The following is a 15300-nucleotide window of genomic DNA, read 5'->3' on the forward strand; positions in this document are numbered from 1 at the left end:
ATTCCTCGGTAGCTCAATGGTAGAGCACGCGGCTGTTAACCGCGCTGTTGTAGGTTCGAGTCCTACCCGGGGAGCCAGAATTTTCCAGCCCTTTCTGTTGGGCTTTAAATTCCTCGGTAGCTCAATGGTAGAGCACGCGGCTGTTAACCGCGCTGTTGTAGGTTCGAGTCCTACCCGGGGAGCCAGGTTGTAAAACCCGTCGCAATGCGGCGGGTTTTTTCATGCCGCGACCACTTGACTCGAACGTTGCCATATCAACATTTCGTGTCGAGGATGTAATCCCGCGACCCACCACCTCAACATGGCGCGGTCGTTGTAGAATATTGCAATGATTGCTCCCACGACATGGTGCCGCGAGCACCAGATAAGGAGATTCTTGTGTCTGAGACCATTAACGGCAGCCTGAGCGTCTCGAACGACGTTATTGCCGATATTGCCGGTTATGCCGCGATGACGTGCTATGGCGTCGTCGGTATGGCTGAGCAGCTCCAAGGCGCCGAGAGCGTGCGCCTGCTTGCCGGTCAGCGCCTCCGCAAGGGCGTGCTTGTCTCCGCCGACGAGAACGGCCTTACGGTCGATCTTCACGTCGTGCTCGAGAACGGCGTCAACATGAAGTCCGTCTGCCACAATCTTTCGAGCTCCGTTGCCTTCACCCTGCAGGAGATCGCCCAGATCGATCCCGCCAGCCTTAAGATCGGCATCCATATCGACGCGCTCAAGAGCCGTCTGAACTAGCATCCGAAAACGGAGATTCAAATACCCATGATTGCAAAGACCATTCGCACCTGTTTTCCGATCGCTGCGGCTGCCGTTTCCGACAAGGCCGAGGAGATCAACAAGCTCAACGTCTTCCCCGTACCCGATGGCGATACCGGCACCAACATGTCGCTCACGCTCGCCTCGGTGACCAAGGAGCTCTCTGCCCTTCCCGCCGATGCCGATATGGAGGCCATCGCCGGTGCCATCACCCACGGCTCTCTCATGGGCGCTCGCGGTAACTCCGGCGTTATTACCTCGCAGATTCTTCGCGGCGTGGCCGAGGGTCTTGTCTCTGCCGACGAGCCTATTACGTCCGCCAACATTGCCTTCGCCTTCCGTCGCGCCGTCAAGGTTGCCTTCCAGGCTGTCCGCAAGCCCATCGAGGGCACGATCCTCACGGTCCTGCGCGATGTCTCGACCAAGGCCGATGAGTGCGAGAAGAAGAAGTTCTCGGCCGAGGATGCGCTCGATGCTATCGTCGTCGAGGCGTACCAGTCCGTTGCTCGCACGCCCGACCTGCTGCCCGTTCTGAAGGAGAACGGCGTGGTCGACTCCGGCGCCTTTGGCTTTGCCATCTTCCTGGAGAACTTTGTTGCCGCCGCGCTTGGCCGCAGCACCGTTGTCGAGGATTTCTCCGCCACGTTTGATTCCGCTGGCTCTGCCCGCGATGCGGCCCTTGGTCGCGTTGAGATCGAGGCTAACGACGACTGGGAGGGCTCGGAGTTCCGCTACTGCAACGAGTTCCTCTTTAAGGCCGACGCCCCGTTTGACGAGGACGAGTGCCTTAAGTTCCTAGGCTCCATGGGCGACTGTGAGCTGCTCGTGGGCGCCTATCCCGACTACAAGATCCATGTGCACTCCAACACCCCCAACCTGGTGCTCGAGCACATGCTGCAGCTCGGTCAGATCTATGAGGTCTTTATCCACAACATGGAGATGGAGGCCCACGACCGTACCGCCAAGATCCACGAGGATCAGGAAAAGGCCGCCGAGCCCGCCAAGGCGCTGGGCTTTGTCGCCGTTGCCGCCGGTTCCGGCGAGGCCGACATCCTCAAGTCCCTTGGCGTCGACGTGGTCGTCTCCGGTGGCCAGACCATGAACCCCTCGACCGCCGACCTGCTGGGCGCGGTGGACCAGGTCAACGCGACCTCAGTCATCATCCTGCCCAATAACGGTAACATCCGCATGGCTGCCGAGGCCGCAGCTTCTGCCTGCACCGACAAGAAGGTCGCCGTCGTTCCCACCAAGACCGTTCCGCAGGCCTTCTCCGCGCTGTTTGCGGTCCTGCCCGATTCCGAGCTCGAGGATGCCGTCGCCGCTATGGTCGACGCCATCAGCGAGGTCCGCGATGGCGAGGTCACCCGTGCCGTGCGCGATTCCAGCGCCTCCGACGGCTCGCCTATTCACTCCGGTGACGTCATGGGTATCATTGCCGGCTCCATCGACGTGGTCGGCTCCGACGTGAAGCAGGTCACGCTCGACTGCATCAACCGCATGCAGGAGGAAGAAGAGGGTGACGCGCTGACGATTCTGGCCGGCGAGGAGCTGTCCGATGAGGCCTTCCAGGAGATCGTCGACGCCATCGAGGAGGCTCAGCCCGATCTGGAGATTGACGCCCATCGTGGCGAGCAGCCGCTCTATCCCGTGATCTTCTCGATCGAGTAGGCAACTGCCCATGTCCGAGCTGTGCTCCGTGCCGCGCGTCTCGGAGCGCTTTGCCCAGAGCAATGCGCTCGACGAGGATATCGCGCGACTCAAATATGTTTCGGGTAAACGTGAGGAGGCCCTTCGCCGTCTGGGAATTCGGACGGTGGGGGACCTCCTTCTCCATATCCCTCATCGATACCTCGACTTTACCCGTTCTTGGTCTATCGAGATGGCGCCCATCGGTACCGTGTGCACGATTGTTGCCACGGTCGATCGTATCGTCCAAAAACAGCCCCGCCCGCGTATGCAGGTGACCGAGGTCTCGCTGGTGGATGAGACGGGTGTGCTGCAGGTCGCCTTTTTCCGCCAGCCCTGGATTGCCCAGCAGCTTAAGCAGGGCGACCGCCTGGCCGTGATGGGCAAGGTCGAGTTTGCCTACGGTTTTAAGCAGATGGCCTCGCCGCACTTTGAAAAGCTCGAGGAAGGGCGTGCCGCGGGCACTATCCTGCCGGTCCATTACGTGAGTGATGGCGTGAGCCAGGCGTGGATGCGCCGCATCGTAAGCGGCGCGCTCGAGGTCGTCGGCAATCCCTTTGATCCCATTCCGGCACCGCTGCGCGTTAAGCGTCGCCTGATGAGCAATGCCCGCGCGCTGCGCTCAATCCATTTTCCATCGAGTATGGCCGAGCGCGATATCGCGCGCGCACGGCTTGCCTACGAGGAGTGCCTCTACCTGCAGCTAGCGCTGCGCCTGCGCAACGACGGCGGCCTGGTCGATGTGGTGCCCTATGCCCACACCGCGGGCGAGCACCTGGCCGTGCTCAAGCAAGCCCTGCCGTTTTCGCTGAGCGACGAGCAGGAGGCCGCGTTCCAAGATATCCTGCACGATATGTGCGATGGCGGGCGCGTGATGAACCGTCTGCTGCTGGGCGATGTCGGTACCGGTAAGACCGCCGTTGCCGCCTGCGCGCTGGCTGTGGCTGCCGATAGCGGCACGCAGGCCTGCGTTATGGCGCCCACGGGCGTGCTGGCGCGCCAATATGCCGATAAGACCGGCCCTCTGCTCTCGCAGACCGGCATGTCCTGGGCGCTTCTGACGGGTGCCACTCCGGCGGCCGAGCGCGAGCGGATCCATGAGCAGCTGCAGTCCGGCGAGCTCGATGTCCTCTTTGGCACCCATGCTGTTCTTTCCGAAGACGTGAACTTTAAGCACTTGTCGCTTGTTGTCATCGACGAACAGCACCGCTTTGGCGTAGGCCAACGCAACGCACTACGCGCGAAGGGCCCCGGTGCCGATCTGCTCGTTATGACGGCAACGCCCATCCCGCGTACGCTGGCGCTTTCGGTCTACGGCGATCTGGACACGAGTATCATCCGCCATCGGCCAGTCCCTGGCGCTGGCGTGACGACACGCGTGCTCACCGAGTCGAGTCGAGACCTCGCCTATGGCGCCATTCGCGAGGCTCACGAGAAGGGGCAGCAGGCCTACGTGATTTGCCCGCTCGTGGAGCCGAGTGACTCGGCCGATGAGCTGGAGGACGTGCCCGGTATCGCCCGCGACGACGAGGGCCGCGTGACGGTCCCCGTGCCGCTGCACGATACGGCGACCGAGCTCGATCGCCTGCGTCTGGCGCTGCCGGGTCTCACTATCGAGCGCCTTCACGGCCGCATGCCGGCGGGGGAGAAGGATCGGGTCATCGATGCCTTCAAGCGTGGCGAGATTGACGTGCTCGTCTCGACTACGGTGGTCGAGGTGGGCGTCGACGTGCCCAATGCCACCGTCATGGTTATCGAGAATGGCGAGCGCTTTGGTTTGGCTGCCTTGCACCAGCTGCGCGGCCGCGTGGGCCGCGGCAGCGTGTCGGGCACCTGCCTGGTTATGACGCACTCCAAGGGCAACGGCGGCGCATCGGCGGCACAAGACCGTCTCCAGTCGCTCGAAAAGACCTCGGACGGCTTTACGCTCGCCCAGATGGACCTGCGTCTGCGCCACGAGGGTGAAATCCTGGGTTACCGCCAGCATGGCGGCGTGACCTTGCGCTTTGTTGACCTCGATGCCGACGAGGAATTGATCGAATGGGCCCATTTGGACGCGGTCGAGCTCTTGCGGTATGCTTGCAACCTTGACTCCGTGGCGACGCGTCCTCTGCGCGATGCGGTCGCCATGCGGTATCGACACATCTTTAAGGAGGTCAGCGGAGGATGAGAATCATCGGCGGCGAATGGCGCGGTCGTAAGATCGAGGAGCCCCGTGGTCGCGATGTCACCCGCCCCACGACCGATCGCGTGCGCGAGGCGTGCGCATCTATGGTCATGTCGGCATTCGACTTCGATCTGGACGAGGTCCGCGTGCTGGATGCCTTTGGCGGCTCCGGCGCCTTGGGCATCGAGATGCTCTCGCGTGGTGCCCGCTCGCTCACCACGTTCGAGATCGATCGCAACGCTGCTCGTCTGATTACCAAGAATATCGAGTCGCTCTGCCGCGACCGTGCACGCTGGCGCGTGGTGACGGGCGACGTGCTGGCAAGCGCTTCGCGCGGCCGCGTGCCGGGCGGTCCCTTTGACCTGGTTCTGCTCGACCCGCCCTATGCTTTTGGTGCTGAGCCGGTCGAGGAGCTGCTACAGAACCTAGCTCAGCAAGGCTTGCTGGCGCAGGGTGCCTACGCGCTCTTTGAGCACGCCGCGGCCGATACGGGCGCTCACCCGGCCGGCTTTGAGACCATGCGGGAGAAGCGCTATGGCATAACCTCGGTCGACCTGCTTCGTTGGGTTGGCAACGGCGAGGATGATGGCAACGATAGCGACGCACCCACGGAGGATGCCCATGAGTGACACCATTAACCGCGTAATCGTCCCGGGCACCTTCGATCCCATCACGTTTGGCCATATCGACGTCATTCGTCGCGCCCGCCGCATTTTTCCCAGCGTGATCGTGGCCGTTGCCGAGTCGCAGGGCAAAAACGGCGTCGGCACCACGTTTAGGCTCGACGAGCGCGTGGCGCTGGCCCGTGAGGCGCTCGGTGATATTGACGGCGTCGAGGTGCTGCCCTTCACCGGCCTCTTGGTCGATTTTGCCCGCGAACAGGGAGCAGGAGCCGTGGTCAAGGGCCTGCGTGCCATGACCGACTTTGAGTATGAGCTGCAGCAGGCCGACCTCAACTACCGCCTGGATAACGAGCTGGAGTCCATCTTTGTCATGAGTGCGCCGCAGTACGGCTATATTTCGAGCTCGGTGGTTCGCCAGATTGCCTCGCTCGGTAGCGACGTCTCTAATTTTGTTCCGTCCAATGTGGTCAAGGCGCTCAAACATCGCTTTTCGTGACGTTTTTTAATGCCTGGTGGCATGTGGTAAACTAACACGATGATATGTTACCTATGAAAGGAGACCGGATGCCGGGCGAGAATTTTCCTGGCGACAGGATCGTGAGTCTTGTCGACGAGCTCGAGGGGCTCATCGAAGAGGCTAAGACGCCGTTCGGCAAGAACGCCCAGATGAAGGTTATCGACGCCGACGTCTTCTTTAACATCCTCGACGAGATTCGCATGAGCTATCCCGAGGAATGGCAGAAGTCCCGCCGTATCCTCAAGGAGCGCGAGGAGCTTATGGCTTCCGCCGCCGCTCAGGCCGATTCCATCATCGCCGATGCTCAGCAGCAGGCCCTCACCATTGCCGGTGAGCAGGAGATCGTCCGCTTAGCGCAGCAGCAGGCCGACGATATCCGCGACCGCGCCCAGCAGTATGAGCGTGAGACGCGCTATGCTGCCGAGGATTACGCCGAGCAGGTCTTTACGCACCTCGAGGAGAACCTCAAGAGCCTGACCGGCACCGTCACCCGTTGTCGCCAGCAGCTTAACGAGGGTGCCGCCCAGCAGAATGGTCAGTGGTAATGGCTGAGTTCCCGAGCGTTACCGTCGATCTTTCCGAGCAGCTCGAGTTTCCTGGAGATTCGTATCCGCTGACCGGTAAGGTCGATGTCGCCACCTACACGGTGGGCGAGAAGGAGTACCAGCTTCAGGACGGCATCGACTACGACGTTGTCTTTACCAATGCCGGTACCGGTGTCTTGCTCACCGGTATGGTCCGCGCGCACGCCACTGGCGAGTGCGACCGTTGCCTGGAGCCCGCTTCGTTTGATATTGCCGGTGAGATTGAGGAGTTCTACCTCTTTGATGAGCCCGAGGATCCCGAGGCCTACGAGGACGGCTACGAGCTCCTGGGTGAGGACCGTATCGTCGATCTGGGTGAGCCCATCAATGACGCGGTCGTTATGGACACGCCGTTTGTGGTGCTCTGCAAGCCCGATTGCCGTGGTCTGTGCCCCACATGCGGTTGCAATCTCAACGTCGAGCAATGCGATTGCGCCGCCCAGGCAGAGGCAGAATGGGCCGCTGCCACGGAAAATCCATTTGCAGCATTGAAGAATCTCAAGCTTGATGAGTAAAACTGTGGTAGTATCGCTACTTGCGCGTAATCGCCACACTGGATAGTTCATAAGGAAGGTCACTATGCCCGTACCTAAACAAAAGCAGGGTCGTATCCGCACTCACACCCGTCGTTCCGCCAACATGAAGATCTCGGCTGCGGCTCAGTCCACGTGCCCCCGTTGCGGCGCTGTCAAGCTTCCGCACCACGTGTGCCCCAGCTGCGGTTTCTACAAGGACCGCGAGGTTATCGTTACCGAGTAACGGTATACTCTGGATGCGATGCCGTTCCAAATGGAACCACAATGGCCGGCTCAATGAGTCGGCCATTTTTGTATAAGGAGCATGTATATGAGTAACGTTCGCGTTTGTGTAGACGTTGTGGGCGGAGACGAGAAACCTCAGGTTGTTCTCGATGGTATCGAGGCTGCTCTTGCCGCCGATCCCGATATCGAGGTCTTGGCGACTGGCCCGGCCGAAATCGTCAATCCCTTTGCAGCTTCCCATGCACGTGTTGAGGCCCTTGAGGCACCTGACGTTATCGCCATGGATGACGATCCCATTCGCGCCGTGATGACCAAGCGTAAGTCGTCGATCGTGCTTTCTTGCCGCGCCATTAAGAAGGGCAACGCGGATGCGTTCTTCTCCGCCGGCTCGACCGGTGCCATGACCGCCGCTGCCACCGCCTACGTGACGCCGTTTAGGTATCAGGCCGAAGGCAAGAAGCAGCCGGTGCGCCCCTGTCTGACCAATGCGCTGCCCAATCGCGCCGGCGGTCTGACGGTGCTGTGCGACATGGGTGCCAACCCCGATGTCGAGGTTGACGATATGGTGCGTTTTGCCCAGATGGGCAGCGCCTATGCCCGCGTCGTCCTGGGCATCGAGCATCCCCGCGTCGGTCTGCTTGCCAACGGCGCCGAGGACGAGAAGGGTTCTAACTTTACCAAGGCCTGTTTCCCTGCTATGAAGGCCGCCGTTCCCGGCTTTGTTGGTAACTGCGAGGGCACCGACCTCACCTCAGGCAACTTCGATGTCGTCGTTGCCGATGGTATGTCGGGCAATATTGCGCTCAAGGCCACCGAGGGCGCTGCCAAGTTTTTGCTGCAGGAGCTCAAGGGTGTCTTTATGTCTTCGCTCGGCACCAAGATTGCCGCGCTGCTCATCAAAAAGCAGATGCGCGAGATTAAAGCCAAACTTTCGGGCGACGCCAAGGGCGGCGCGATTCTTTTGGGCCTGCGCGGCGTGGTCCTGATCGGCCATGGTGCCACCTCGGTCGAGGCTGTCAAAAACGGTGCGCTCGCGGCGGCCGAAGCCGTGCGCGCCGGGCTGGTCGAGAATGTCGCCAACTCTATGGACGGTATCGTTTTATAAGAGCGAGTTAGAGCGCTGTTATGTGCTTCGCGGTGCACGTCGTGGGGTAGAATCAGAACCGTGTCTTGGTACCGCCCGGGCGGTACCATTCTTTTGGTATTCATGCACTATGAGAGGAAGCGCTATGGACCGCTCCGAAATCTTCGACAAGATCGCCGAGGTCGCTGCTGACGTTCTGGGCGTCGATGTTGCCGAAATTAGCGAGGAGACCACCTTTGACGACCTCGATGCCAACTCGCTCGAGCGCCTGCAGCTGGTTACGGCTATCGAGGACGAGTTCAACCTCGAGATCGATGACGAGACCCTACTCTCGCTCAACTCTGTCGCCGACGCCGTCGACGCGATCGAAAACGCCAGGGAGGCCTAGGTCTTGGCTTTATCCGAACGACTTACGCGTGCCCAGGAAATCCTGGGGCACGAGTTCAATAATAAGGTGCTGCTGCGCGCGGCCCTTACGCATCCCTCGGCAGTCGAGGGCCAGCCGGTTTCTGCCAGCTATGAGCGCCTTGAGTTCTTGGGCGATTCCATTTTGGGTGCTGTGGTCGCACGCTCCCTGTTTGAGTCCTATCCTGAGTTTGACGAGGGCAAGCTCACGCGCCTGAAGGTGTCGCTTGTCTCGGGCGCTACGCTGTCCGAGGTTTCTCACGAGCTGGGCATCGACGACATCATCATCTTTGGTGCCTCCGAGACCGGTACCGGTGCGCGCGGCCTGCATTCGGCGCTCGAGAACGTCTACGAGTCGCTCGTGGGCGCACTGTACCTGGATGCCGGCTGGGACGTTGCGGCGGAGTTTATCCATCGTACGCTTAAGCCGCATTTGGCTTCCGAGCGCGCCGAGCATCCCGCGAACCCCAAGTCGTTTTTGCAGGAGTGCGTGCAAGCCGACGGTCACGAACCCCCGGCGTACAAGCTCGTTGGCTCCGAGGGCCCGGCGCATGCGCCCACCTTTACCGCCGTGGTGTTGATCGATGGTATTCGTCAGGGTCGCGGCTCCGGCTCCTCAAAGAAGGAAGCCGAGGGAGCCGCCGCGCTCGAAGCGCTCGACCGCATGGGTTACACCACCAACGGCGTGATTCTGAACAAGAAGCACGTGTAAGCGAGGAACCGTGTATCTCAAGTCCCTCACGCTCAAAGGGTTCAAGTCGTTTGCCGACCGCGCCCATATGACGTTTGAGCCGGGCCTGACCGTCATCGTCGGTCCCAACGGCTCGGGAAAATCGAACATCTCTGACTCGATTCTGTGGGTCCTGGGCGAGCAGAGCGCCAAGCAGCTGCGCGGCCAGGCCATGGAGGATGTCATCTTCTCGGGCTCGTCAGCGCGCAAGCCGGTGGGTGTCGCCGAGGTCACGCTTGTGCTCGATAACTCGGACCATATGCTGCCCGTCGATTTTGACGAGGTCGCCATCACCCGTCGTATGTATCGCTCGGGCGAAAGCGAGTACCTCATCAACTCGAGCCCGTGCCGCCTGATGGACATTCAGGACATCTTGCACGATTCGGGCCTGGGCAAGGATACACATTCCATCATCAGCCAGGGCAAGCTCGATGCCATCTTGCAGAGCCGCCCTGAGGAGCGCCGTGCCCTCATCGAGGAGGCCGCCGGCATCTCCAAGCACAAGCGCCGCAAGGAGCGTGCGCTCAAAAAGATTAAGTCGATGGACGAGCACCTGACGCGTGCCCGCGACATCAATAAGGAAATCGCCCGTCAGCTGCGACCGTTGGAGCGTCAGGTCGATCGCGCGCGCAAGTACAAAGAGCTGTCCTCGCGTGCGAACGAGCTTACGCAGATGCTAGCCGTCGACGAGCTGCGTTCGCTGCAGTCGCAGTGGAACGACCTGGAGAGCCGTTCCAAGGAAGGCGCCGCCGAGCTGGAGCTTGCGCAGTACCGCTTGGGCGAAAAGGAGCGCGAGCTCGAGAAGCTTCAGGTCATGCTCGAGGAAAAGGGCCTGTTTGTGGGCGACCTGGGCGAGCAGCGCCGTCATATGCAAGATGTGGTCGGCCGCATTAACTCCGACATGCGCCTGCTCGAGGAAAAGGGCCACAACATGGTGTCGCGCCTGTCTGACATGCGCGGGCAGATTTCGAGCTCCGAGCATCAGCGACGTCGCGTGTTCGAGGAGCTCGAGGACGCGCGTGCGCAGCTTGAGGAAGTGACCGGTGCGCACATGCAGGCCCAGGAGGACGTCGACGCCGCTGGTCCTGCCGCCGCTGAGCTCCACGAGCGGCGCGTGGCGCTCGACAATCAGATTTCGCAGCTTACGCGTGAGCAACGCGATGTGCAGCGCGTGGCCGATAACGCCGCGCTCGAGCTTGCCAAGGTGAAGGACTCGCTGAGCAATGCCGAGGTCGAGGACAACATGTATGCCTCGCGCCTGGAGCAGATTGACGAGCAGCTCGAGGAGGTCATGGCCTCGCTCGAGAGCCGTCGCGACCGCGCCGAGGAGCTTGAGGGCGCTCTTGAGGAAGCGCGCCAGGCTCAGGTTGATGCGCGTGAGGCCACCGAGACGGCACGCGCGGCCCTGAAGGACCTGCGTGCCCGCGAGAGTGAGGCGCGCAACAAGCTATCCGAGGTGCGCTCGGAGCTTGCCAGCCAAAAGAAACTCGATGCCCGCATGGCCGACAGCTCGCCGCTCGTGAGCCGTCTGGTGGGTGCGCTGGGCGACGATGTCTTGGGTCGTCTGGGCGACGTGCTGGAGGCCCCGCGCGAGCTTGAGGGCCTGGTTGAGCAATTGCTCGCCGGCGATATCGATGCGCTGCTGTTTGATGACGCCGCCACGCTTGAGCGTGCCGGTCGTGCGGCTCTGGACCAAAAGAAGGCCTCGGGCGAAGCACTGCTGGTGGCGCGCGGCGTGAGCGGCTCTACCGCCGCTGAGGGCGCTGCCGGTACCCGCCTGGTTGATCGTCTGTCCGTGCGCGCAGGCTACGGACCCGTCGTCGAGGCGCTGCTCGGCGGCTATTACGTCGTTGACGATCTTGCTGCCGCGCTGTCGGCGCCGGTCGTTGAAGGCGTGACTTACGTGACCCCCGATGGCGCCCGCGTCGCCTGCGGCGGCCTGGTGCGCGTGGGGCTTGATGCCGGCGAGGCTTCGGGTGCCTTGGAGCGCAAGCGCCGCATCCGTGAGCTCGAGGGCCTGGAACCCGATCTGGCTGCCATCTTTGAGCATGCTTCGGACCAAGTCGTTGAGGCCAACGCTGCCGTCGAGGAGGCCCGTGCCGCCGAGGGCGATGCCGCCGGTGAGATCGCCCGTCTTGAGGGCGAGCGCCGCTCGCTGCTTTCCGAGATCGGCCGCTTGGAGCAAAGCGCCAACAATGCCGAGGTCGAGCGCGTGCGCACCTCCAAGCGCCGCGAGCAGGCCTCCGAAGCCGTTCGCGCTGCGCGCCCGCGCGTTGACGAGCTCACCCGTTCGCGTGACGAGGCCCGCGCGCAGGCAAGCGATCTGGGCTTGCAGATTTCTGAGGCCAACGACGAACTCGACCGCGTTCGCCGTGACGATTCCGAGGCTGCCGGCAAGCTCGCCGACGCCAAGGTTCGCCTAGCCCAGACGAGCGAACGCCTGCGTTCGCTGAAGGGCCGCGTGCCCGACCTGGAGCATCGTCTTGAGGGCATCGACCGTCGTATCCGCGGAACACGCCAGGCCTCGCGCTCGCTCGAGCTGCTGCGCCTGCGCGTCGATCCCATGCACGAACGCTATTCTGCCCTGTTGGAACGCGCGTCGGATTGGGCAGCGCGCCTGCGTGACCAGGCCTCTCTGGAGGAGGCGGACTCCGCTTCGCTCAAGAAGACCATCGAGGATGCCAAGGCAGAGGTTGCCCGCGCTAAGGAGCGAGTCGATACCGCCTCTGCCACGCAAAACGAGTTCAAGGTCGCGCGTGGCAAGCTCGAGGTGCAGGTCGAGGCTGCCATCAAGGCCATTACCGCCGATGGCACGACGGTGCTCGAGGAAGCGCTCATGCTTCCGGCGCCCACGGACCGCGATGCCGCCGAGCGCGAACTCAACCAGCTTGTGCGCCAGATCAACAACCTTGGTCCCGTTAACCAAGTTGCCATGGAGGAGTACGAGCAGCTCAAACGCCGCGCCGACTACATCGAGGAGCAGCTGGCCGATTTGGAGAGCGCGCGCAAGGCGCTCACCAAGATCACGGTGGCCATTGATCGCAAGATGCGCAAGGCGTTCCTGGTGACGTTTGAGAAGGTCGACGCGAACTTCCGCGAGATCTTCGCTATGCTCTTCCCGGGCGGCCAGGCTCATCTGGAGATGACCGATCCCGAGCATCCTGCCGAGACGGGTATCGAGGTCGTGGCGCAGCCGCGCGGCAAGCGCATCACCAAGATGATGCTCATGTCGGGCGGCGAGAAGAGCCTGACGGCGCTCGCCCTGCTCTTTGCTGTGTACCGCACGCGCACGGTGCCGTTCTATGTGCTGGACGAGGTCGAGGCGGCACTCGATGACGCCAACCTGTCCAAGCTCATCGGCGCGCTCGATGTGTTGCGTTCCGATACGCAGCTCTTGGTCATTTCGCATCAGCGCCGTACTATGGAGGACGCTGACGTCCTCTATGGCGTCTCGATGCAAGCCGACGGCGTCAGTCGCGTCGTCTCGCAAAAACTCGATCGCGAAACCGGAAAGGTCGTGAATGCATAATGGGATTCTTTGACGCTCTCTCGCGCGGACTTGAGCGCAGTCGCGAGGCCCTCAACGAGGTCTTTTACTTTGGCGGCGAGGTCGACGAGGATTTTTGGGAGGACTTAGAGGACACCCTCGTCATGGGTGACATGGGTGTCGAGATCGCCATTCAGGTCTCCGATGACCTGCGCGACGCCGCGGCCAAGAAGAACCTCAAGACCGCTCCGCAGCTTCGTCGTGCCCTGGCCGAGCAGCTCGAGCAGCACTTTGTGCCCATCGAGCGCGATCCGTTTTCCGATACGCCGAGCTGCGTGCTGTTTGTGGGCATTAACGGTGCCGGCAAGACCACTACGGTCGGCAAGATCGCGAGCGCCATGGCCGCCCGCGGCAAGAACGTGGTGATCGGTTCGGCCGACACCTTCCGCGCCGCCGCTATCGAGCAGCTCGATGTGTGGGGCCAGCGCGCTGGCGTACCGGTTATCAAGCGTGACCGCGGCTCCGATCCGGCGAGCGTGTGCTATGACGTGCTCGACGAGGCCGATAAGCGCGGCAGCGACCTGGTGCTTATCGATACCGCCGGCCGTCTGCACACGAGCCCTGAGCTCATGCGCGAGCTTGCCAAGGTGGTTAACGTGACGCGTAAGCGCGCCGCCAATATGGCCGCCGGTCCCATGCCGGTTTCGGTCGTGCTTGTGATCGACGCCGCGACGGGTCAAAACGGTCTGAACCAGGCGCTCGAGTTTAACGAGGCGCTGGGCCTGGACGGTATTATCATGACTAAGCTCGACGGCACGGCTAAGGGCGGTATCGCCATGGCCGTGGCCGAGAAACTCAAGCTCCCGATCCTGCGCGTGGGCGTGGGCGAGCAGGTCGATGACCTGCAGGAGTTCAATGCCAAAGATTTCTGCCGCGCCCTGGTGGGCGAGTCCAATTAAGGAGTGACTAGTGTTTGATTCCCTGAGCGATCGCCTCAACGACACATTTGACCGCCTGCGCGGCAAGGGCAAGCTGACCGAGGCCGATATTACTTCGGCCATGCGCGATATTCGCATGGCGCTGCTCGAGGCCGACGTTAACTTTAAGGTCGTCAAGGAGTTCGTCGCCAAGACCAAGGAGCGCTGCATGACCGCCGAGGTCATGGAGTCGCTGTCGCCGGCGCAAAACGTCGTCAAGATTGTGCTCGACGAGCTCACCGAGATGCTCGGCTCCACCGAGAGCAAGCTCGTCTTTAGTAACCGTATTCCCAACGTCATCATGCTCGTGGGCCTGCAGGGCTCCGGTAAGACCACGGCGGCCGTAAAGCTGGCCTACCTGCTCAAGAAGCAGGGCCGCTCGCCGTTGCTCGCCGCGTGCGACGTCTACCGTCCCGCTGCTGCCGACCAGCTGGCCACGCTCGGTGGCGAGATCGGCGTACCGGTCTTCCGCGGCGACGGTGCGCACCCGGTCGATATCGCCAAGGGCGCCATCCAGGAGGCCGTCGATCACCTGCGCGACGTGGTCATCGTCGATACCGCCGGACGTCTTCAGATCGACGAACAGATGATGCAGGAGGCCGTGGACATCAAGAAGGCCGTCAAGCCCGATCAGGTGCTGATGGTCGTCGATGCCATGACCGGCCAGGATATCGTCAACGTCGTCTCGACCTTCGCCGAGCGCACCGACTTTGACGGCGTGATCATCTCCAAGCTCGATGGCGACGCCCGTGGCGGCGGCGCGCTTTCCGTGCGCCAGGTGACCGGCAAGCCCATCAAGTTTGTGAGCATGGGCGAGAAGCCCGATTCGCTGGAGCCGTTCTACCCCGATCGTATGGCCAAGCGCATTCTGGGTATGGGCGACGTTGTCGGCATCATCGAGAAGGCCCAGGAGGCGGCCGACGCCGAGCAGCTCGAGGCTGCCGAGCGCATGCTGCGCGAGGGCTTCACCATGAACGACATGCTCGACCAGATGAAGGCCGTCAAGAAGATGGGCGGCATGAAGGGCATTCTGGGCATGCTCCCCGGTGGCCAGCGTGCGCTTAACCAGATGGGTGGCAACCTGGACGAAGGTATCTTCGATAAGAACGAGGCCATCATCATGTCGATGACCAAGGAGGAGCGCCTTCGCCCCTCCATCATCAACGGCCAGCGCCGTGCCCGCATTGCCAAGGGCGCCGGCGTGACCCCCACCGAGGTCAATAGCCTTATGAAGCAGTGGGGCGAGATGAATAAGATGATGGGCCGCATGCGCACGATGGCCAATCAGGCGCAGGCCGGCGGTAAGAAGGGCAAGAAGGGTAAGAAGGGCAAAAAGATGCGCATGCCCAATATTCCCGGTTTGGATGCCATGGGGCTGGGCGGCATGGGCGGCCTGGGAACGGGCGGCCCCAAGTCCGATATGGACCTGCTGCGTCAAATGGAAGCGCAGATGCGTAATAAGAAATAGTGCTGTAATTCCAGCTTGATATGGCAAAGGCCACTCGGAAGCTACCGGGTGGCCT

The 15300-nt window shown here is 62.0% G+C and carries 14 protein-coding genes and 2 tRNA genes; all 16 read left to right on the plus strand.

Features of this window, described 5'->3' with window-relative positions; genetic code table 11:
* Positions 1-2: 2 nt before the first annotated feature.
* The 16 genes from ABHR63_RS03365 to ffh all read left to right on the plus strand — a co-directional run bounded on the left by ABHR63_RS03365 (position 3) and on the right by ffh (position 15245).
* Positions 3-77 (plus strand) — tRNA-Asn (locus ABHR63_RS03365).
* 33 nt (positions 78-110) lie between these two features.
* Positions 111-185, plus strand: a tRNA-Asn gene (locus ABHR63_RS03370).
* A gap of 160 nt (positions 186-345) precedes the next feature.
* Positions 346-735: an Asp23/Gls24 family envelope stress response protein gene (locus ABHR63_RS03375; RefSeq protein ID WP_187361832.1), complete on the plus strand. Its 390-nt coding sequence runs from the start codon at positions 346-348 to the stop codon at positions 733-735.
* A gap of 27 nt (positions 736-762) precedes the next feature.
* Positions 763-2424 carry a DAK2 domain-containing protein gene (locus ABHR63_RS03380; RefSeq protein WP_055309525.1) on the plus strand — a complete coding sequence of 554 codons (1662 nt, stop codon included), beginning with the start codon at positions 763-765 and terminating at the stop codon, positions 2422-2424.
* A 10-nt stretch (positions 2425-2434) separates the two neighbouring features.
* Positions 2435-4612, plus strand: coding sequence for an ATP-dependent DNA helicase RecG (gene recG, locus ABHR63_RS03385; protein WP_346964680.1), 2178 nt, complete (start codon positions 2435-2437; stop codon positions 4610-4612).
* The gene (gene rsmD / locus ABHR63_RS03390; RefSeq protein ID WP_195363926.1) at positions 4609-5238 is read left to right on the plus strand and encodes a 16S rRNA (guanine(966)-N(2))-methyltransferase RsmD; all 630 of its coding nucleotides are present in this window, start codon (positions 4609-4611) and stop codon (positions 5236-5238) included. Before recG ends, rsmD begins: the two co-directional genes overlap by 4 nt.
* Complete coding sequence (coaD, locus tag ABHR63_RS03395; RefSeq protein WP_195363927.1) at positions 5231-5728, plus strand: pantetheine-phosphate adenylyltransferase; 498 nt, start codon at positions 5231-5233, stop codon at positions 5726-5728. The genes rsmD and coaD overlap by 8 nt, the downstream gene beginning before the upstream one ends.
* A gap of 68 nt (positions 5729-5796) precedes the next feature.
* Positions 5797-6294: an ATP synthase subunit B family protein gene (locus ABHR63_RS03400; protein WP_022094019.1), complete on the plus strand. Its 498-nt coding sequence runs from the start codon at positions 5797-5799 to the stop codon at positions 6292-6294.
* Positions 6294-6848 carry a YceD family protein gene (locus tag ABHR63_RS03405; RefSeq protein WP_225093509.1) on the plus strand — a complete coding sequence of 185 codons (555 nt, stop codon included), beginning with the start codon at positions 6294-6296 and terminating at the stop codon, positions 6846-6848. The genes ABHR63_RS03400 and ABHR63_RS03405 overlap by 1 nt, the downstream gene beginning before the upstream one ends.
* 64 nt (positions 6849-6912) lie before the next feature.
* Positions 6913-7092 carry a 50S ribosomal protein L32 gene (gene rpmF / locus ABHR63_RS03410; RefSeq protein ID WP_022094017.1) on the plus strand — a complete coding sequence of 60 codons (180 nt, stop codon included), beginning with the start codon at positions 6913-6915 and terminating at the stop codon, positions 7090-7092.
* Between the two features lie 87 nt (positions 7093-7179).
* Complete coding sequence (gene plsX, locus ABHR63_RS03415) at positions 7180-8199, plus strand: phosphate acyltransferase PlsX (protein WP_225093511.1); 1020 nt, start codon at positions 7180-7182, stop codon at positions 8197-8199.
* A gap of 124 nt (positions 8200-8323) precedes the next feature.
* Positions 8324-8566 carry an acyl carrier protein gene (locus ABHR63_RS03420; protein WP_117847660.1) on the plus strand — a complete coding sequence of 81 codons (243 nt, stop codon included), beginning with the start codon at positions 8324-8326 and terminating at the stop codon, positions 8564-8566.
* Positions 8567-8569: 3 nt separating this feature from the next.
* Positions 8570-9295 carry a ribonuclease III gene (gene rnc, locus ABHR63_RS03425; RefSeq protein WP_055286400.1) on the plus strand — a complete coding sequence of 242 codons (726 nt, stop codon included), beginning with the start codon at positions 8570-8572 and terminating at the stop codon, positions 9293-9295.
* Between the two features lie 10 nt (positions 9296-9305).
* On the plus strand, positions 9306-12842 hold the full coding sequence (gene smc, locus ABHR63_RS03430; RefSeq protein WP_225093512.1) for a chromosome segregation protein SMC: 3537 nt from the start codon (positions 9306-9308) through the stop codon (positions 12840-12842).
* On the plus strand, positions 12842-13759 hold the full coding sequence (gene ftsY, locus ABHR63_RS03435; RefSeq protein ID WP_346964678.1) for a signal recognition particle-docking protein FtsY: 918 nt from the start codon (positions 12842-12844) through the stop codon (positions 13757-13759). The genes smc and ftsY overlap by 1 nt, the downstream gene beginning before the upstream one ends.
* A 10-nt stretch (positions 13760-13769) precedes the next feature.
* A complete protein-coding gene (gene ffh / locus ABHR63_RS03440) occupies positions 13770-15245 on the plus strand; it encodes a signal recognition particle protein (protein WP_035138144.1) in 1476 nt (491 codons plus the stop codon).
* Positions 15246-15300: the final 55 nt, after the last annotated feature.

It is taken from the genome of Collinsella aerofaciens (assembly GCF_039752775.1).
GTDB classification, from domain to species: domain Bacteria; phylum Actinomycetota; class Coriobacteriia; order Coriobacteriales; family Coriobacteriaceae; genus Collinsella; species Collinsella aerofaciens_R.